At 65.3% G+C, this 18,889-nt stretch carries 13 protein-coding genes and 1 pseudogene; 1 reads left to right on the top strand and 13 read right to left on the bottom strand.

Annotated features, from left to right (window positions below):
* Window positions 1-54 precede the first annotated feature (54 nt).
* The 13 genes and pseudogenes from IB234_RS04730 to bioB form a co-directional block, all read right to left on the bottom strand.
* Entirely contained in the window at window positions 55-1,902 is a 1,848-nt protein-coding gene (locus IB234_RS04730) for an autotransporter domain-containing SGNH/GDSL hydrolase family protein (RefSeq protein ID WP_192314644.1), read from the bottom strand.
* Window positions 1,903-1,995: 93 nt separating this feature from the next.
* Entirely contained in the window at window positions 1,996-3,339 is a 1,344-nt protein-coding gene (locus tag IB234_RS04725; RefSeq protein WP_192314627.1) for a DUF3999 domain-containing protein, read from the bottom strand.
* On the bottom strand, window positions 3,336-6,941 hold the full coding sequence (locus IB234_RS04720) for a DUF2339 domain-containing protein (protein WP_192314624.1): 3,606 nt from the start codon (window positions 6,939-6,941) through the stop codon (window positions 3,336-3,338). The genes IB234_RS04725 and IB234_RS04720 overlap by 4 nt, the downstream gene beginning before the upstream one ends.
* Before the next feature lie 196 nt (window positions 6,942-7,137).
* On the bottom strand, window positions 7,138-8,916 hold the full coding sequence (locus tag IB234_RS04715; RefSeq protein ID WP_192314621.1) for an acyl-CoA dehydrogenase C-terminal domain-containing protein: 1,779 nt from the start codon (window positions 8,914-8,916) through the stop codon (window positions 7,138-7,140).
* Between the two features lie 350 nt (window positions 8,917-9,266).
* Window positions 9,267-10,259 (bottom strand): annotated as a pseudogene (locus IB234_RS04710) (diguanylate cyclase); the annotation flags it as partial.
* A gap of 128 nt (window positions 10,260-10,387) precedes the next feature.
* Window positions 10,388-12,193, bottom strand: a complete 1,806-nt coding sequence (locus IB234_RS04705) for a phenylacyl-CoA dehydrogenase (RefSeq protein ID WP_192314618.1) — start codon at window positions 12,191-12,193, stop codon at window positions 10,388-10,390.
* Between the two features lie 167 nt (window positions 12,194-12,360).
* The gene (locus tag IB234_RS04700) at window positions 12,361-13,104 is read right to left on the bottom strand and encodes a putative metalloprotease CJM1_0395 family protein (protein WP_192314615.1); all 744 of its coding nucleotides are present in this window, start codon (window positions 13,102-13,104) and stop codon (window positions 12,361-12,363) included.
* A gap of 60 nt (window positions 13,105-13,164) precedes the next feature.
* Window positions 13,165-13,461 (bottom strand): hypothetical protein, encoded by a 297-nt coding sequence (locus IB234_RS04695; RefSeq protein WP_192314612.1) that lies wholly within the window; start codon window positions 13,459-13,461, stop codon window positions 13,165-13,167.
* Between the two features lie 96 nt (window positions 13,462-13,557).
* Window positions 13,558-14,247, bottom strand: a complete 690-nt coding sequence (gene bioD, locus IB234_RS04690) for a dethiobiotin synthase (protein ID WP_192314610.1) — start codon at window positions 14,245-14,247, stop codon at window positions 13,558-13,560.
* 1 nt (window position 14,248) lies between these two features.
* The gene (gene bioC / locus IB234_RS04685) at window positions 14,249-15,046 is read right to left on the bottom strand and encodes a malonyl-ACP O-methyltransferase BioC (protein ID WP_192314608.1); all 798 of its coding nucleotides are present in this window, start codon (window positions 15,044-15,046) and stop codon (window positions 14,249-14,251) included.
* Window positions 15,039-15,770: an alpha/beta fold hydrolase gene (locus IB234_RS04680; RefSeq protein ID WP_192314606.1), complete on the bottom strand. Its 732-nt coding sequence runs from the start codon at window positions 15,768-15,770 to the stop codon at window positions 15,039-15,041. Before IB234_RS04680 ends, bioC begins: the two co-directional genes overlap by 8 nt.
* Window positions 15,763-16,932 carry an 8-amino-7-oxononanoate synthase gene (gene bioF / locus IB234_RS04675; protein ID WP_192314604.1) on the bottom strand — a complete coding sequence of 390 codons (1,170 nt, stop codon included), beginning with the start codon at window positions 16,930-16,932 and terminating at the stop codon, window positions 15,763-15,765. The genes IB234_RS04680 and bioF overlap by 8 nt, the downstream gene beginning before the upstream one ends.
* A gap of 99 nt (window positions 16,933-17,031) precedes the next feature.
* Window positions 17,032-18,090: a biotin synthase BioB gene (gene bioB, locus IB234_RS04670; RefSeq protein ID WP_192314602.1), complete on the bottom strand. Its 1,059-nt coding sequence runs from the start codon at window positions 18,088-18,090 to the stop codon at window positions 17,032-17,034.
* A 62-nt stretch (window positions 18,091-18,152) separates the two neighbouring features.
* Here bioB and IB234_RS04665 point away from each other — a divergent pair, with 62 nt between their 5' ends.
* Complete coding sequence (locus IB234_RS04665; protein WP_192314600.1) at window positions 18,153-18,887, top strand: ComF family protein; 735 nt, start codon at window positions 18,153-18,155, stop codon at window positions 18,885-18,887.
* Window positions 18,888-18,889: the final 2 nt, after the last annotated feature.

Genomic DNA, 18,889 nt, shown 5'->3' with positions numbered 1-18,889 from the left:
TGGGCGAAGTTCAGTACCACGGCCCCGTTGCGGGGCCGTGGAGACAGTGGACGCTTACAGGTCCCAGGACAGGGACAGGTTGATACCGTGCTGATCGCTGTCGTCGGCGTCGCGGTAGATGTAAGCACCACGAACGGCCACGCCCTCGGCGAGCCTATGACTCACACCGACGCTGGCACGCCAGGTCTTGTCGTCCGGCGTGTAACCTTCCAGCGTGTAGCCAATGGTCGGCAGGCTGCGCAGGGACATATCCACATCGGTGGCATCGTCCTCGTACTCGCGCTCCATCGCCACCTCACCGAACAGACGAGTCTGCTGGCTCAGGTCGAACAGCCCCTGAAGGCCGACGCCAAGGCGCTTGGACGTACGCGTCTGGTCGCCATAGTTCAAGGCGGAGGAGCGCTGACCATCCTCGGCATAGCCATCCACCTCGACCCGTGCGTAGTCGGCGCTGACGAAGGGGCTCAGGTGCCACTGGCTGTCCGGGCTCTGGGCGATGTCATAGCCTACGCGACCGCTCAGACTCCACAGGTCACCATCGGTGTCGCCCTTCTCGCTGCGAGTGGCCGGGCCCAGATCGAACTGACGTTTGAGGTCGTCGTAGTCCAGATAACCGACGCTGGCAGCCAGCTCACCCCACCAGCGGTTCTGCTGGTACTGAGCGAAGGCGGTGGCCAGGTAGCTGCGCAGGTTGTAGTCGCTTTCGGTGTGGTCGACCTCCAGGTCCTGCTCGTACAGGCCGGCGGCCAGGCCTACGCGCCAAGCGTCATTGAGGCGATAACTGCCGCCCAGATTCAGGCTGTAGCCATTACCATCGGCATCACCACCGAAGGCGTCGTAGCTCTGCCGCTGCCCGCCCGCATTGACGAAGGAGCGGAATTGACCGACCGCCTGCCAGGCTTCCCAGTCTGCCTGCCATTGGGCACGTAGCTGGTCCTGGTGCGAACGCAGGGTGCCATGCGCCATCTCCGGTAGCAGGCTGATTTCCCAGGGCGCGGACAGCAGCGAATAGGCATAGTCGGCGATCAGCCTCTGGCCGGTGATGGTCGGGTGCACACCATCGTTGAACAGCAGCTTGGTCGGGTCAGGATTGGTGCCATTGAGCCCATAGGCCGGATTTTCGCTGCTGCAATCGTCAAAGCATGTACCGATCAGCTGCTGTGTCGTCAGATCGCTGGCCAGCCCGTAGCTGCCCGGACTCTCCAAGACCTCGGATAGCATCAGCGGAACGTTGAGGGGAATGACTTCGGCATTCACCGTGGACAACTGCTTCACCAGCTCATCATTGAAGTCGGCCCCTAACAGGGAAACACCGCCAGCCAATGGGGTATTCGAGATGGCCGGTGTCTTGCCCACGTCCGGCAGCAACCAGACCATGATGTAACGAGCACCGGCCTGCTGCAGCGCCTCTACGCTGTCGACGAGGCGCCCCGCAGCCTCTCGAGCCTGGACTGTCGCCTGCTCGTAAGGCAGAAGAGGGTTGATCCTCAGCTGCAGAAAATCGTTGCCACCACCGGTGAGGTAGTACAGCGCGCTGGGGTCGGCCTGGAAGGCATTGGGCGCCAGATACTCGTTATTGACTGAGTCCAGAATCTGATCAGTGCGGTAGCCACCCACAGCCCAGTTGTTGCCACCGGCGTTCGCAGCAGCCAGCCCCTCAGCACCGAGCCCCAGCTGACCGCCCAGCAACATGGGAGCGACCGGGCCATAGGCTTCGCCCGCCTGGTAGGTCGGCCCGACCCTGTTGGTGAAACGACGGGGGCCATCAGCGTCGGATGTCCAGCCGGCGTCGCTCAGGCTGTCACCGAACACGACCAGGGAGGAATACGGAGAGGCATGCAGGGAAAGGGGATTACCGGCCAGCAGGCAGGCTGCCGCCAGCGGAGTCAGTAAGCGCTTCATCGGAAAGTCCTTATCGTTGTTTTTTGACCGGTTGGCACCGACTGACTCTAGCGTGATTTCCGTCTCAATTCACCAAGCGCTTGCTACAGAGAACTAGTGTTCACTGACCTCCGGCTTGCGCAACAGGCTGAAAGCCATGCCGCCTAGCAAAGCGACACCCACCAATAGCACCCCCCATAAGCCGATGCGCTTCCAGTCCGCCGCCGACTGCGCTGCATCGGCAACCTGGCGCATTGCCGCTGGCACTTCGTCCGGTGCCACGGCGCGGCCCAGGCCAGCCAGGTGCTTGGGTTCATAGCCTGGAATCAGCGTGCCCAGCGGCAGCGCCGCGGAACGAGCCGAGGCATCGCCCAGTGCCAGCCGATAAGGTGCCGAGCCGCGAGCTAGGAACACCACCTGGGTGCCGCGTACCGCCACGCGGATCGCTGGCGCCTCGCTACCGAGGCCTCCGCCACGGGCGTCGATACGCAGGCGCAACTGCTGCACCGGCGTGCCCCATAGCTCGATCTGGTCCTGCAGCGTTTCCTTGCCATCCTGCGGCAGGCGATAGAGCAGGCCGCTGGTCAGCGGCTGCCACTCCAGCTTGCCGGCACCGCGGGAGGACAGGCTGACCGGCGCCAGCACATTGCCCGGTGGCAGCTGCACGCGAACTTTCTCCAGCGGCAGCGACAGTGGCAGCTCCCATCTGTACTCACCAACCTTGCTCGAAGTCGGCGACAGTGGCACGGACCAGGCCAGCGGCGGCGCCAGGTCCTGGCTCTCGATGCTCACCACTCGCGCGGCCAGCAGTGCCGGGGCCTGCTGCGGCGCTTGCCAGAGCAGGCGCAGGTAGCGCGCCTTGGCGCCCGGCAGCTCCACTTCGCGCTGTTCGACGCGCTCGTCGGCGAAGCTCAGGCGGGCGATCTGTCCATCTTCCCAGCGCTGCCAGTGCTGCAGGTCATCGCTGGCCTCGATAGTGAAGCGCTGGAAGCCTTCCTGTTCGGCGCTCCAGTCCAGCAGCAAACGGTGTAATGGCTCATCGAATGCGCTTGCATCCAGCAGCCAGCCACGCAGTATCTGTTCGCCCTGCCCCGTCTGCTCCGGCGCCACCTCCACCAAGGTGCCGTTAGTGCCGCGCTGCACGCGGATGGCCGGCGCAGCCTGGGCATCGGCCGGGCCACGCAGCGGGAACCACTTCACCGCCGCCTCCTGGCGCTTTTCCTCGGGCTGGGCGCTGCCCAGGGTCAGGGCATAGGCCAGCTCCTCGCCCTCGGCGTTGAGCACCCGCAGGTCACGCAGGTCGGCGTGGCTGGCGGCCATCTGCACACCCAGCGGCAGTTCCAGGCGATACCAGGGGCCCTCGCCCTCCAGCTTCAGCGGCACCTGGGTAGCGTATTCGGCCTGCACCAGCGGCGCGGCGAGCAGGGCCGCGAGGACGATCGACAAGCACTTGTTCATGCATTCACCTGTGCAGATTCGGGTTTGCGTGGCGGCAGCGGGGCGAAGTAGCCCACCACCAGCAGCAGTACGCCGACGCCGATAAAGGAAATGATGCGTTCCAGGCCTCCGCGGTTGCCCAGCTCGACGAAGAACAGCTTGGCCACCACCACGGCGATCAGCGCCGCGCCCAGCAGCCACAGCTCGCGGCGGCCGCGCAGATGGCCGACGATCATCAGCGGCAGGGCGATCAGGGTCCAGACGATGGACAGGCCGGCCTGCACCAGCATCGAGTCGAGCAGCGCATCCAGCTCGTAGGGCACGCCGCCCCAGTGATGGGCGGCGCGGAATACGGTGGCGGTGAGCACGGCGAACAGCGTGGCTCCAGCGACTACCTGCGCGATGCGCTCGCTGTGCGCCGCCAGGCCCAGCTGCGGTAGGCCGGCACGCAACCAGCTGTAGATCGCCATCAGCACCAGCAGCATGCCCAGCTCCAGCGGGTTGAGCAGCGGCAGGTAGGGCAGCGGGTCGGCACTGCCGTCGCTGGCGATATTGGCCAGCCACAGCCAGCCGAGCATCAGCAGCGCCAGCGGCGCGGCGGCCAGTACCCGGTATTCGCGCGGGTAGGCCGCTACCGGCCAGGGCCAGGCACGCGGCGCGGCCATTGCCAGGAGGAAGGCGCTCGGCAACACGGCCCAGCCCAGCCAGCGCCAGGCGTTGTAGTGCTCGGCCAGCAGCATCAGCAGGTAGCGAAGTTCCAAGGCCAATACGCCGAGGATCAAACAGCAACCCAGCACATGAACTGCGCTGCGTACACCGGCTGGCAGCAACTCGGCCAGACGCCTGAGCGACCACAAGTGCACGGCGAACAGCAGGCCCCAGCCGAGCCAGCCGAAACCGGCCGCCGGATGGTAGGTGCGCTCGCCCAGGTGCAGCAGGATCACCAGGCCGGCCGGTACCAGCAGGCTGCACAGCAGTGCCAGCGAACGCCAGCGTAGACGCCCGGCCAGCCAGCTCCACAGCGCCACGCTGAGCGCGGCCAGCGCCAGCAACGCGGCGCCCTGCAACTCGACGGCGACGAAGCGCAGCACCTCGCTGCTCAGGGCCAGCGCCCACCAGGCGGCGCCCCAGGCCAGCAACAGCTGTGACAGGCGCTGCAGGCTCAGGCTACCCAGGTTGCCCGCCTGCTGGCGCAACAGCACATGGCGCAAGCGCCAGGCGCCAACCTGCGCGGCCAGGGCCAGCACCAGCGGCGCCCAGAAACCGGCATGCGCCAACGGAAGCAGCCCCTCGCTGGGCAGATAGCCGAGCAGCAGCGGGCTGGCGGCGAGGAAAGCGATACCGCCGACTACCTGCAGCACCAAGCCGAACAGGAAACCGGCGCGTAACTGCAGGCGCAGGCTGAGCCAGATGATCAGCAGGCCCGTACCGGCCCACACCGCCGCGGCGCTCTGCCAGGGCAGCACGAACAGCACCGCCAGATTGACGAACAGCAGGCCGACCAGCATCACCAGCGAAAGCCCACGCATCAGGCCGCGGTCCTCGCGGACCAGCTTGTCGCGTACCGCGATCAGCATGCCGGCCACCAGCGCCAGGCCGATCAGCGAGCAGACCATCAGGCCGCGCCAGCCGGAGTCGAGTACGCCGGCACCATCCGCATCGGCGCCGCGCAGCCGCGCGAGGAACAGCACGCCGCCGAGCAGCTGGATGGCGAATGCGCTGAACAGGAAGGTGCGCGACTGCAGGCGCAGGCCGGCAAACAGAGTCGCCAGGCCGGCCAGCGCCCAGGCGATGGCCGTACCTTCCGGGCCCAGGCACAGCGGGGCGATCAGATAGAGGAAGCCCAGACCGGCAGTCGCCAGTAGCGGCAGGCCACGGCGCTCCCAGGCCCGGCTGACGTCCTGCGGCGCCCGGCGCAGTTGCCAGAAGCTGAACAGCAGCGCCACCCCGAGCATCAACGCACCCAGCGGTGCACCGTCGAGTACCGTGTCGCTGGGGATGGAGAAATCGATCCCGCCGAGGAAGGCCAGCGCTGCCGCGAACTGCAGGAACAAGGCGAAGGTGCGCGCCAGTGGCCGCCCCTGGCGCAGGCCCAACCAGTAGATGCCGGCGCCCTCCACCGCCCAGGCGGCGGAGGTCCAGCGAGCGTCCAGGCCCAGCGGGATGGCCAGGGTGGCGAACACCACGCCCAGGGCTAGACAGGTCTCCATCAGCAACAGCACGTTGCGCCCGCGCAGCAGGCGCGCCAGGATCATATAAAACAGGCCCAGGCCGAGGGCACTGAAGGCCGCGGCGAATTCCAGATGCTGAACGATGGCGTACTGCAAACCGAAGCCCACCAGCGGCGGGCCGAACAGCACGGTACCGTCGACATAGTCGGCGCGCCCGCGGGCCCAGCGCAGCTGCTCATCGCGCCCCTCGGGGGCATCCGTCGCCTCACGCAGTTTGCGCCGGGCGAACAGCAGGCCGATGGCCACGTACATCAGGAAGAACAGCAGCAGGAACGGCTCGGTGCTCCACAGCAGCTCAGGCGTATAGGAGCGAATGCCCCAGGCGAAGCCGATGCCGAAGGTGCCGACGAAACCGACCAGGTTGAGCAAGCGCCAGGCCTTGAACCAGGCGATGGCGAAGATGCCGGTGTTGAGCAGGACGAAGTAGGAGAACAGCGCCACATGGTTGCCGCTGCCGGTAGAGGTGAGGATCGGCGCGGCGAAGCCGCCGAGCGCCGCGGCCACGGCTAGGCCCAGGGCGTTCTGCGCCACGGCGAGGATGGCCGAGAAGGCGGTCACCAGCACCAGCAGGCCGAGGGCCAGCTTGGGGTCGAGCAGCGGGTGCAGGCGCATGGCGGCGAACACCGTCAGGTACAGCACGGCGATACCGGTACCCTGCAGCATCAGGCCGTAGCTGGGGTTGCGCCGGCGCAGCCACCAGCCCAGCCCGAGCAGAGCGATGGCGCTGGCCGCCACGCCGGCGTAGCGCAGCTCTACCGGCACCACCATGCCCTCGGTGGCGTAGCGCAGGAGGAAGGCCAGGCCGAGGAACAGCAGCACCACGCCGACCCGCAGAACGGTATTGCCCCCCAGCAGCCAGGCCTTGGCCAGGGCGAAGCCCCGCTCGATCGGTGACGGCTCGCGCGGCGCGACCGGGCGACGTGGCTCGCTGGGGCGCGGAGGGATCTGCGGCAAGGGCGTGACCGGTGCTGGAATCGGGCGCGGCGCTTCGACGGCCACCAGGGGGGCGGGACTGAGCTGCTCCGGCAGCTCCCAGACCAGCTCGGCAGACTCGGGCTCGACTCCGGGTTCAGCAATCGGGTTAACGTCGGGTGCCGCAGCGGCAGCAGCGGCCGTCTCGGGAGCGAGCGGCTCGGCGACCGGCGCGACCGTACTCGATGGTGAGCTCTCCAGCTTGATCAGGCGCTCGTACAAGGCTGTGGTGCCATGCTCGAAGCGCTCGGCGAAACCCTTCAGCTCCTTGCGCAGCCGCTCGTTGTCCGCCGCCAGCTGCTGCAGGCGCAGTGCCTGCCCCAGGCCCAGCCCCAGCAACCCGCCAAGCAGGGCCGAGGTTATCGATTCACCAGCCAGTGCACCGAGCACCAGGCCGACCAGCATGAAGATCCATTGCATGCAGTAATTCCCGAGCCGTTGAGGCGAAGTCCCCACCCAGGGGTGGCCGAGTATATCGGCGCACCGAGGACCACTTCTCAGAGACGTAGGCCAACTGGCGCACAGACACAACGCTTCGCTTGCTCACGTTCTGCGCAGTTTATGGCGCCCATGAAAAAGCCCCGCCGAAGCGGGGCTTTTTACAGCTCAATCAAGCTCAGAATTGAGCCGCATCCAGCAGATACAGCGACTCGCTGCCGGCCTTGACCGACGCGGTCAGAGAATGGATGCGCGGCAGCAGGCGTGCGAAGAAGAAACGTGCAGTGCCCAGTTTGCTGGCATAGAAGTCGTCCTGCCCCTCCTTGCCCAGAGCAGCACGCGCCATCAGTGCCCAGATGTAGGCGTAGGAGGTGTAGCCAAATACGTGAAGGTACTCCACCGAGGCGGCACCGATCTCGTTCGGGTTGGCCTTGGCGCGTTCCAGCACCCAGTCCGTCAGCCCGTCGAGATTTTCTACCGCCGCCTGCAGTGGACCGGTGAACTCGGCAAGGGAGGCGTCTGCGCTGGCGATGAAGGCCTTGATCTCCTCGGCGAAGTGGCGGTAGTAGCTGCCGCCGCTACCGACGATCTTGCGGCCCATCAGGTCCAGCGACTGGATGCCGTTGGTGCCTTCGTAGATCTGGGTGATGCGGCAATCGCGGATCAGTTGCTCCTGGCCCCATTCGCGGACGAAGCCATGACCGCCGAAGATCTGCTGGCCATGCACGGTGGTTTCCAGGCCCATGTCGGTGAGGAAAGCCTTGGCCACCGGAGTCAGCAGCGCCACCAGCTCTTCTGCGCGCTTGCGGACAATCGCATCTTCGCTGTATTTGGCGGTATCCAGCTGCATGGCGACGTAGCTGGAGAAAGCGCGGCCGCCTTCGTTCAGCGCCTTCATGGTCAGCAGCATGCGACGCACGTCCGGATGCACGATGATCGGATCGGCCGCCTTGTCCTTATTCACCGGGCCGGTCGGAGCACGGCTCTGGATACGATCACGAGCGTATTCGATGGCGCTCTGGTAGGAGCGCTCACCCAGGGCCAGACCCTGGATGCCAACACCGAGGCGCTCGTAGTTCATCATGGTGAACATCGCGTTGAGCCCCTTGTTTGGCTCGTCGATGATCCAGCCGGTGGCGCCATCGAAATTCATCACGCAGGTGGCCGAGGCCTTGATGCCCATCTTGTGCTCGATCGAGCCACAACCCAGGCTGTTTTTCTCACCCAGAGAGCCATCGGCATTGACCATGACCTTCGGCACCAGGAACAGCGAGATGCCTTTCGGGCCGGCCGGAGCGTCCGGTAGCTTGGCCAGCACCAGATGGATGATGTTCTCGGTCAGGTCGTGCTCACCGCCGGTGATGAATATCTTGGTGCCGGTGATCTTGTAGCTGCCGTCGGCCTGCGGCTCGGCCTTGGTGCGGATGATGCCCAGATCGGTGCCGGCATGCGGCTCGGTCAGGCACATGGAGCCGGCCCATACACCGGAATACATGTTCGGCAGGTACTGCTGCTTCAGCTCTTCGCTAGCGTGGTTGAGGATCGACAGGCAGGCGCCGGCAGTGAGCATCGGATATAGACCGAAGGACAGGTTGGCCGAGTTGACCATCTCCTCGACCTGGGCACCGATCACTTTCGGCATGCCCATGCCGCCGAATTCCGGCGAACCACCCACGCCAACCCAACCGCCCTCGGCGTAAGTCTGATAGGCCTCCGGGAAACCGGCCGGGGTCTTCACCACGCCGTCGGTCCAGGAGCAGCCTTCCTCGTCGCCGCTGCGGTTCAGCGGGGCGATGGTGCCACCGGTGACCTTGCCGGCTTCTTCGAGAATCGCGGAGGCAGTATCGGCGTCGACTACTTCGGCCAGGCCGGGGAGCTCTGCCCACAGCTTGGAGACTTCGAAGACTTCATTGAGTACGAAGCGCATATCGCGCAGGGGGGCTTTGTAGTCGGCCATGAAACGTTCCTCAGACGGAGCAGCGAACAGCCGAAAGGAGTCGGCTGTGGATAGTACGAGCCGAGTCTATAAGAACACCGATTTAGGACATAGATTCAAGTTATGACCAATAGGACGCTTTTAGACCAAAAAACAGAAGCCGCACTCGAAAGTGCTATCCGCTCGACAGTGCCTGTCGAGCGCCCCCATCTGAGCTGCCTGCTGCTTGACCGTTCAAGTCGCAGTGAACCGATCCCCGCAAGGCCTCTCGGATATCCCCAACCGACAGTCTCCAGCGGCAACGCGGCGGAACCGTCGCCATGCGCCTCGCTGGCGGAGTCGATGACAACCGAAAGGTCCGCCTCGCTGGTGAACTCCTCGCCACCGAAGCGATATGCCTTACCGCCGCCACCGATCCTGCGTAGCTGACTGGCAACCAGACGCAGCACCTGGTCGCCGACGTCGTGGCCATGGGTATCGTTGAACTTCTTGAAGTGATCGACATCGGCCATCGCGATCACATAATTGCGCCCCAGCCGATCGAGTCGGTCGTTCAGGGCACGGCGGCCGGGCAAGCCAGTGAGCTCGTCGCGGTAAGCCATCTGATATGCCTCATGCACCACGGCCGCCACCAGCATCAGCATTACCAGGCTGCTCATTACCTGAAGCGCGTGCGGCAGGATAAAGGTATTGGGCAGCATCCATATCAGGCCCAGCAGGCCACAGAGCAGGGCCGCATGCACCGGCCGGGGCTGGCGCAGGTACTGGACGAGCAGGAGTACAGCGGCGATCAGGAACATCGGATAGGCAAGCTGGATCAGGCTCATCCACTGGCCATGCCAGAGCGGCCAGTGGATCTCCGCCAACCAGGTCTGCAGGCCTTGAGGGAAACGCCGTGCCAGAGCCAGGAAGGTACCGCCCACAGCCAGCAACACGGCGGCACGGGCGATCAGGTCCTGCACGAGGTGACTGCGCTCGCGCCAAGCACCGTACAGGCCATACAGCGCAGGCAAAAGCAGGCTGCATAGATGGAACACCAGCGCCGCATCATCACGCACCTTACCGTGCTCGCGGAAATGGTCGGTCTGGTCATCCAGCAGGAAATACGCGAGATAGACGACCAGCAGCAGCGATAGCTCGCGTTGGCGCCCGTATGCAATGCAGAACGCTCCACCGAGCAACAGAAGCAGAGTCGGCAAGACGTTGAAGAGAGAAAGGAAGAACTCGTTGAGCTGATCCATCCGAGCAATCAGCAACCCGGCAACCAGCAACGGCAGGGCGGTCAACAGATGGGCGGGGCGATAGGCTGCAAGACCAGGCACTACGGATTCTCCATCCCGCGAAGCTGGAGCGGGATGCGGCATTTTGCCTGTATCGCACACAAAGGGCAGCGAAAACGTTCGTATTCCGTCAATCAACCGTTTTCACACGCCCATGAAAAAGCCGCGACCCGAGAGGTCGCGGCTTTCTCTGACCTGAGGTCGGACCGGACTTAGTAGCCCAGAGCGAAGTGCTCTTCGTCCATGTCCATCAGGTTGCTGGCACCGGACAGCATGGTCGCTGCGTGGGTGCGGGTACGCGGCAGGATGCGCTCGAAGTAGAAGCGCGCGGTCTGCAGCTTGGCCTTGTAGAAGGCTTCGTCGTCGGTACCAGCAGCCAGTTTCTCGGCAGCCAGGCGAGCGATGTCGGCCCAGAAGTAGGCCAGGCAGGCGTAACCGGAGTACATCAGGTAGTCCACCGAAGCGGCGCCGACTTCTTCACGGTCTTTCATCGCGGCCATGCCCACTTTCATGGTCAGGTCGCCCCACTCTTTGTTCAGTTGGGCCAGCGGTGCAACCAGGCCTTTGATGGCTTCGTTGCCTTCGTTGTTCTGGCAGAACTTGTGCACGATCTTGGTGAAGCCTTTCAGGGCTTCGCCTTGGGTCATCAGCACTTTACGACCCAGCAGGTCGAGGGCCTGAACGCCGGTGGTGCCTTCGTACAGCATGGAGATACGGCTGTCACGAACGTTCTGCTCCATGCCCCACTCGGCGATGAAGCCGTGGCCGCCATAGATCTGTACGCCGTGGTTGGCAGCTTCGAAACCGACTTCGGTCATGAAGGCCTTGGCGATCGGAGTCAGGAAGGCCAGCATCGCGTCAGCGGCTTTCTTCTCTTCTTCGTCCTGGCTGTACTTGACGATGTCGACCTGCTTGGCGGTGAAGTACACCATCGCGCGGTTACCTTCGGCGAAGGCCTTCATGGTCAGCAGCATGCGACGCACGTCCGGGTGGACGATGATCGGGTCAGCGGCTTTGTCCGGCGCTTTCGGGCCGGTCAGGGAACGCATCTGCAGACGCTCGCGAGCGTACTTCAGGCCGCCCTGGAAACCGATTTCGGCGTGAGCCAGGCCCTGCAGAGCAGTACCCAGGCGAGCAGTGTTCATGAAGGTGAACATGCAGTTCAGGCCTTTGTTGGCCGGGCCGATCAGGTAGCCGGTAGCGCCGTCGAAGTTCATCACGCAGGTAGCGTTACCGTGGATGCCCATCTTGTGCTCCAGGGAGCCACAGGAAACGGCGTTGCGCGAACCTACGCTGCCGTCGGCATTGACGTTGAACTTCGGCACGATGAACAGGGAAATACCCTTGGTGCCTTGCGGAGCGTCGGGCAGGCGGGCCAGCACGATGTGGACGATGTTATCGACCATGTCGTGTTCGCCAGCGGAGATGAAGATCTTGGTGCCGGACACTTTGTAGGAGCCGTCAGCCTGCGGCTCGGCCTTGGTGCGCAGCATGCCCAGGTCGGTACCGCAGTGCGGTTCGGTCAGGCACATGGTGCCAGTCCACTCGCCGGATACCAGCTTGGTCAGGTAGGTGTGCTTCTGCTCGTCGGTGCCATGGGCTTCGATGGTGTTCATCGCGCCGTGGGACAGGCCCGGGTACATGCCCCAGGACCAGTTGGCTTCGCCGACCATTTCGCTCAGGGCCAAGCCCAGGGATTCCGGCAGGCCTTGGCCACCGTGGTCAACGTTGTGCGCCAGGCTCGGCCAGCCGCCTTCGACGAACTGCTGATAGGCTTCTTTGAAGCCGGTGGGGGTCTTCACACCGGACTCGGACCAGGTGCAGCCCTCGAGGTCACCAACGCGGTTCAGCGGAGCGATGACTTGCTCACAGAACTTGGCGCCTTCTTCCAGAATGGCGCTGACCATGTCCGGGGTGGCGTCTTGGCAGCCAGGCAGGCTCTGATAGTGCGCTTCGTAGCCGAGCAGTTCGTCGCGAACGAAACGGATATCACGCAAGGGGGCCTTGTACTCAGGCATAGCGGTAAACCTCTACGGTGGATTCCTTGGTATTGGGTGACCGTCTAGAGCGGTCGTTCGCGGGATTTCTCCCAGCGCCCGGCAGGCGCGAACCGGCCCGGCAATCAAACAGGCGTTTGAAACATACGTTTACGCCCCACCCTTGTCAAGCACCTGACCGCCACCCATCAGACCATCAGGTCGACCGCCGATGCGGGGGCCTGCAGCTGGGACAGGCGCAGGTACAGGTCCAGTTTAGGCGGCTCGGAGGCGGGTTGCTGCTGCATCGGCGGCTCCTCCTCGGCTGCTCGCTGCTCTTCCTCTTCGGCCAGGCGCTCCTCGCGCAGCTGTGCACGCTCTTCGGCAGCGGTGACTGCCTCTTCACGACGCATCTGGGCTAGCTCGCCGCGGGCTTGGGTCGCCTGGGCGGCCGCTTCGGCGGCGACACTCAGATCCTGCGCCGAGGGCTCGGCTGGGGCCAGAGCCGCGCGCTGCACCAGCTCCATCTTGCGCAGGGTGGCTTCGGGGTCATTGGGAACCGGACTGGTGTCGATGCTGACTTCGCCACCCACGGCATAGCTCTTGCCGTCCGGGCCGCGTTTGAACGTGTAGGTAGGAGCACCGGCGTAGGCACCGCCGACGGAGGCATGTGCCTGCTCGTGAGTGCGGACTTCGCGATCCCTGCTGACCAGCTCGGCGATCTCGAGCTGCTCTTGACGGAGCACTTGGGCTTCACGTGGAGATTGCTCTTCACCTTGGGCATCGGCACGCCGGGAGCTATCGTCTTCATCTCGCAGCTTGCTTGAATCACTACCAGGCTCCACTGGCCTGGAACCAAGATCGCCGGAGGGGGATAGATCGGACGAAGGCGGGCGAGCCGCCTGGGAGGACGGCAGGGGCGCAGCATAGGAAATGGCGCCACCGATCTGCATCTCACCCCTCCTCGCCCAACCGGGCGAGCCCTGTGGTTACTGCAGCGCCGACAACCCCTGTCAGGCGCGGGTATCAATCAGGGTGCCGAGCACCTCGTCGGCGGTTTCCACCACACGAGCACTGGCCTGCACCTCGTTGCGCCCTTGGGTCAAACCCACCAGGCTTTGCGCCAGGTCAGGCTCATTCGCGCCGCGCACCTGCGTACTGGGCTCCACCGACTGAGCTTGCTGAACGGCTGTCGGCTGCTGGGCCGGCAGGGTATTGCTGGCAATCTCGCCGGCTGCCTGTTCGACACGGCGCTGCCCGGCTTGAATACCGCTGAGACCTGCGCTGAACGCGCTACCAGAAATTTGCATGCTGATGACTCCCTGACGGGGACAGACTCGTGCGGACAATTGAAGCAGAAAATGCTCAAAAAACGTACAAGCAATCCACTATGACCGATCAACGGCTTATAGCGAAGTCTCCAACGGTCGCAGAGAGAGGCACCCAGCCACCGCTGCAGGCGTTGCCACAGCCAGGCGCGGAACACGCCCCAGGCAGGGCGCAGAGAGGCGCTCCGCCAGCGTTGCCAGGTTCTCTTCGAGGCGAGAGGTCTGTGGGTCGACGATATTGGCGACCCATCCCGCCAGGCGCAAACCGTCACACTCGATCGTTTCGGCGCTGAGCAGCGCATGGTTGATGCAACCCAGGCGCACGCCGACCACCAAGATCACCGGCAGGCCGAGCGCAACGGCCAAGTCTGACAAATTCTCGCGCCCCGCCAGCGGCACTCGCCAGCCACCCGCGCCCTCTACCAGGGAGAAGTCCGCACCTTTGTCCAGCACCCGGCGCACTGCCGGCAGCAGCCGAGCCACACTCAGTTCGACGCTCGCCTCACGAGCCGCCAGATGTGGGGCGATGGCGGGCTCGAAGGCAAATGGATTGACCTCGTCATAACCCAGCGCCAGCGAGCACTCACCGAGCAGGGCCAGGGCGTCGCCGTTGCGCAGCCCGTCGACCGTCACCTCGCAGCCGGAAGCCACTGGCTTGGCCGCCGCGGTGCTCAGACTAGCCAGGCGCGCCGCGTGCAGAAGGCCGGCGGCGATGGTGGTCTTGCCGACTTCCGTGTCAGTACCAGTGATGAAGTAAGCCTGGCTCATATCAGTCCTTGCACAGCACGCCGTAGACCACCTGGTAGGTGGACGGCAGCCCCTGGGGCTGGCGGAAAAGTTCGTAGGTCTCGACCAGGGCGCGAACCCGCGCCCGCCCGGTGAGGCCGCCCGGGCGCCCGGGGTTGAGGTTGTGCGCGCCGAGGGCCTTGAGCTCGTGGGTCAGGGCGCGCAGATCGGGGAAGTGCAGCGTTCTGGCCTGGCGCTCCAGCGTCAGCAGTTCAAGACCGCTGGCCGCGCACAGCGCCTGGTAGTCCTCGAAACGGCGAAAGCGGTTGACGTGGACGAAGCCGTCCACCGCCTGCCAGCTGTCGCGCAGCTCCTGCAGGGTGCCGACGCACAGGCTGCTGAAGGCCAGCACACCACCCGGACGCATCGCCCGGCGCGCCTCGGCCAGCACGGCGGCGAAGTCACCACACCACTGTACGGCCAGGCTGGAATAGATCAGGTCGAAGCTGCCATCGCGCAGCGGCAGGCGCTCGGCATCACCGGCGACAAAATGGCGGGCACCACCCTGCGGCCGCGCATGAAGCAGCATGCCTTCGGCCAAGTCCAGGGCCAGCCCGCTACCCTGCGGATAGCGTTCGGCCAGGCCGCGAGTGAAGTGCCCGGTGCCACAGCCCAGGTCCAGCCAGCGGGCCGGGGTCAGCGCCGGCAGGCGCGCCAGCAGCTCGTTGCCGACATCGCGCTGCAGCGCGGCGACGCCGTCATAGCTCTGCGCCGCACGCGAGAAGGACGCCGCGACCTGGCGCTTGTCCGGCAGGTCGCCCTGCTGCAGTCGCTCAGACATCGCCACCCTCGCCAAGGAAGGCCAGTATCGCCGCCGCTATCTCGTGCGGACGTTCCAGCGGGAAGGCGTGGCTGACATCCTCGATCAACCCCACCTCGATATCCGGCTGCAGCATCAGCAACTCGCCGGCCACTTCGGCCGGCACCAGCGCGTCGGCGCCGGCCAGCAGGTGCAATTGCGGCCCGGCGAAACGCTGCAAGGCGCTGCGCCCGTCGAAGCTGCCCAGCACCTCCAGCCCGGCCAGCAGCACGTCGGCCGCAGCATACGGCGCCGCAGCCTGCAGCTGGCGCGCCAGGCCACGTGCCTCGCCCGAGCCCTGGGTGCAGAGCAGGCTGAAGCGCTTGAGGGTGGCGGCGGGATCGACGCGGCAGCCGTCGACGAAGGCATTGAAGGTGCCCTCGTCCATGCCGTACGGCCAGTCTGGCCCGGCAACGAAACAAGGGTTGCTGGCCAGGGTCAGCAGGCCACGACAGCGTTCGCCGCGCAGTGCCGCCAGCTCGCTGGCAAGCATGCCTCCCAACGACCAGCCACCCAGCCAGGTATGCCCCGGCAGGCGTTCGTCCAGCTCCAGCAGCCAGTCGCGCGGCTCGCCACGAGTCAGCTCGGGCAGCGGTTCGATTTCTACCTTGAGCGTCGGAGCAAGACCACGCAGGGCCTCAGCCAACACTTCCAGCGGCAGGCTGCCCAGGCCCCAGCCTGGCAGCAGGATCAGATGATCACGCATCGCGGTTCACCAACGGCCAGCATTCGGCCAGGGCGTCGAACAAGCGCTCCAGCTGCGCCTCGCTGTGCAGCGCGGAGAGGGTCACGCGCAGGCGCGCACTGCCGGCCGGTACAGTGGGAGGGCGAATGGCGCCGACCAGCAGGCCGCGTTCTTTCAATAGGGCAGAGAGCTGCAGGGCGCGCTCGCTGTCGCCGATCAGGATCGGCTGGATCGGCGTCGGGCTGTCCATCAGGCTCAGGCCGATCTCGGCGGCACCGGCGCGGAAGCGCGCGATCAGCCGGTTCAGGTCTTCGCGGCGCCAGCTCTCGTCACGCAGCAGCTGCAGGCTCCTGAGGCTGGCGCAAGCCACGGCGGGTGGCTGGCTGGTGGTATAGATGTAGGGGCGGGCGAACTGGATCAGCGTTTCGATCAGCTCTTCGCTGCCGGCCACAAAGGCGCCGGCGGTGCCGAAGGCCTTACCCAGGGTGCCGACCAGCACCGGCACATCCTCCAGGCCCAGGCCGAAGTGCTCGACGATACCGCCGCCGGTGGCGCCCAGCGGGCCGAAGCCGTGGGCGTCATCGACCATCACCCAGGCGTTCGCGCGCCGCGCCTCGGCACACAGCGCCGGCAGATCGGCCAGGTCGCCGTCCATACTGAACACGCCATCAGTGACCACCAGAGTATTGCCCTCGGCCTTGCGCAGGCGATTGCTCAGGCTCACCGCATCGTTGTGCAGGTAACGCGAGAAGCGCGCGCCGCTGAGCAACCCGGCATCCAGCAGCGAAGCGTGGTTGAGGCGATCTTCCAGCACCGTGTCGCCCTGCCCCACCAGCGCGGTGACGGCGGCGAGATTGGCCATATAGCCGGTGGAGAACAGCAGTGCGCGCGGGCGGCCGGTGAACTCGGCCAACGCGTCCTCCAACTCATGGTGTGGCGCGCTGTGGCCGATCACCAGATGTGAGGCACCACCACCCACGCCCCATCGCTCGGCGCCAGCACGCATGGCCGCGATCACCTCGGGGTGATTGGCCAGGCCCAGGTAGTCGTTGGAACAGAAAGCCAGCAGCGCCTGGCCATCAACCACCACCTCAGGCCCTTGCGGGCCCTCCAACAAGGGGCGCTGGCGATAGAGGTGGGCTGTGCGGCGCTCGGCGAGGCGGGCGGCAAGATCAAAGGTCATGGGCGCAGGTACCGGCAGTTGGTGGGTAACCGCAAGCGGGTTATCCACCCTACGGGGAGTGTCGGCTGGACGAGGCTTGCTCATCCAGCCAACAGAACATCAGGCCGAAGCGGCGTTATAGAACAGCTTGCCGTCGCGCTGCTCGACCAGGGCCTGCTCGATGGCGGCCTGGTGCACCTCGTCGGCGTGCTCTTCGCGCTCCTCCGGCTTAATGCCGAGGCGGGCGAACAGCTGCATGTCCTTGTCGGCCTGCGGGTTGGCGGTGGTCAGCAGCTTCTCGCCGTAGAAGATCGAATTGGCGCCGGCCATAAAGGCCAGGGCCTGCATCTGCTCATTCATCGCCTCGCGGCCGGCGGACAGGCGCACATGGGACTGCGGCATCATGATCCGTGCCACGGCAAGCATGCGGATGAAGTCGAACGGATCGACGTCCTTCTCGCCGGCCAGCGGTGTGCCCTCGACCTTGACCAGCATGTTGATCGGCACCGACTCCGGATGCTCGGGCAGGTTGGCCAGTTGGATCAGCAGGCCGGCGCGGTCGTCCAGCGACTCGCCCATGCCGAGGATGCCGCCGGAGCAGATCTTCATTCCCGCATCGCGCACGTAGGCCAGGGTCTGCAGGCGCTCGCTGTAGGTGCGGGTGGTGATGATGTTGCCGTAGAACTCCGGCGAGGTATCCAGGTTGTGGTTGTAGTAGTCGAGGCCGGCCTCGGCCAAGGCGCGGGTCTGCTCCTGGTCGAGCTTGCCGAGGGTCATGCAGGTTTCCAGGCCGAGCTTCTTCACGCCCTCGACCATCTTCAGCACATAGGGCATGTCCTTGGCCGACGGGTGCTTCCACGCCGCGCCCATGCAGAAGCGGGTCGAGCCGATGGCCTTGGCCTCGGCGGCCGCCTCCAGCACCTTCTGCACTTCCATCAGCTTCTGCTTGTCCAGGCCGGTGTTGTAGTGGCCGGACTGCGGGCAATATTTGCAGTCTTCCGGGCAGGCACCGGTCTTGATCGACAGCAGGGTGGAGACCTGCACGCGGTTCGGGTCGAAGTGCGCCCGGTGAACGATCTGAGCCTGGAACAACAGGTCGTTGAACGGCTGCTCGAACAGCGCCTTCACCTCGGCGAGGGACCAATCGTGACGGGTGACGGAGGCGATACTGGCGCTCATGGGCGATATTCCTTGTTCTAGGCTGTGCAACACGGCTGCGAGGCATAGTCAAAGGAAGGACCATGCGCTGTCAACCATTCACCGATAGCCAGGTTTACAACTGGACGAAAATTAAACAATCGTGCTTGTTGTGCGCCGAAATGGCGGACACCGCGCACCCGCTGTGCAGCGCCTGCGAGGGCGAACTACCTTGGCTGGGCGGCCACTGCAATGTCTGCGCCCTGCCCCTGCCGGCCACCGGCCTGACCTGCGGCGCCTGCCTTAAGCGGCCACCGAACTTCACCCGAGTGGAAGCAGCCTGGCGCTACGCCTTCCCGGTCGACAGCCTGATCACCCGCTTCAAGCACCAGGCGCAGTGGCCAATGGGACGTCTGCTGGTCGAGCTTCTGTCACATCATCTGCAACACGCCTTCGCCGAAGGCCTGCCACGCCCCGACTTGCTGCTGCCCGTGCCGCTGGGGCGCAAGCGTCTGCGCAGCCGCGGCTTCAACCAGGCCGGGATGCTCGCGGACTGGCTGGGCAACAGCCTGCAGCTGCCGGTGCAGGACCGCTGGCTGCTGCGTCCGCAGGAAGGGGCGCGCCAGCAGGAGCTGGACGCGGCTGCGCGCAAACGCAATCTGCGCCAGGCCTTCGCCCTCACCCCGACTGCCGCCGTGCGTGATCGCCATGTCGCGGTGATCGACGACGTGCTCACCACGGGAGCCACCGCCGAAGCGCTTTCCCGCCTGCTGCTGAAGGCAGGTGCGAAGCGAGTCGACGTCTATTGCCTGGCCCGCACACCCAAGCCGGGAGACTGATC

The sequence above is a fragment of the Pseudomonas sp. PDM16 genome (assembly GCF_014851865.1).
Lineage (GTDB): Bacteria > Pseudomonadota > Gammaproteobacteria > Pseudomonadales > Pseudomonadaceae > Aquipseudomonas.
The sequence above is the reverse complement of the archived record's forward strand: the minus strand, read 5'-3'. Positions and strand labels throughout refer to the sequence as shown.

Excerpts from the sequence above, each read along its gene's own strand:
- IB234_RS04720 (WP_192314624.1), bottom strand. The coding sequence starts at position 6,941 with ATGCAATGGATCTTCATGCTGGTCGGCCTGGTGCTCGGTGCACTGGCT.
- bioC (WP_192314608.1), bottom strand. The coding sequence starts at position 15,046 with ATGTCTGAGCGACTGCAGCAGGGCGACCTGCCGGACAAGCGCCAGGTC.
- IB234_RS04695 (WP_192314612.1), bottom strand. The coding sequence starts at position 13,461 with ATGCAAATTTCTGGTAGCGCGTTCAGCGCAGGTCTCAGCGGTATTCAA.
- IB234_RS04680 (WP_192314606.1), bottom strand. The coding sequence starts at position 15,770 with ATGCGTGATCATCTGATCCTGCTGCCAGGCTGGGGCCTGGGCAGCCTG.
- IB234_RS04725 (WP_192314627.1), bottom strand. The coding sequence starts at position 3,339 with ATGAACAAGTGCTTGTCGATCGTCCTCGCGGCCCTGCTCGCCGCGCCG.
- IB234_RS04730 (WP_192314644.1), bottom strand. The coding sequence starts at position 1,902 with ATGAAGCGCTTACTGACTCCGCTGGCGGCAGCCTGCCTGCTGGCCGGT.
- bioB (WP_192314602.1), bottom strand. The coding sequence starts at position 18,090 with ATGAGCGCCAGTATCGCCTCCGTCACCCGTCACGATTGGTCCCTCGCC.
- IB234_RS04700 (WP_192314615.1), bottom strand. The coding sequence starts at position 13,104 with ATGCAGATCGGTGGCGCCATTTCCTATGCTGCGCCCCTGCCGTCCTCC.
- IB234_RS04715 (WP_192314621.1), bottom strand. The coding sequence starts at position 8,916 with ATGGCCGACTACAAAGCCCCCCTGCGCGATATGCGCTTCGTACTCAAT.
- bioF (WP_192314604.1), bottom strand. The coding sequence starts at position 16,932 with ATGACCTTTGATCTTGCCGCCCGCCTCGCCGAGCGCCGCACAGCCCAC.
- IB234_RS04705 (WP_192314618.1), bottom strand. The coding sequence starts at position 12,193 with ATGCCTGAGTACAAGGCCCCCTTGCGTGATATCCGTTTCGTTCGCGAC.
- IB234_RS04665 (WP_192314600.1), top strand. The coding sequence starts at position 18,153 with ATGCGCTGTCAACCATTCACCGATAGCCAGGTTTACAACTGGACGAAA.
- bioD (WP_192314610.1), bottom strand. The coding sequence starts at position 14,247 with ATGAGCCAGGCTTACTTCATCACTGGTACTGACACGGAAGTCGGCAAG.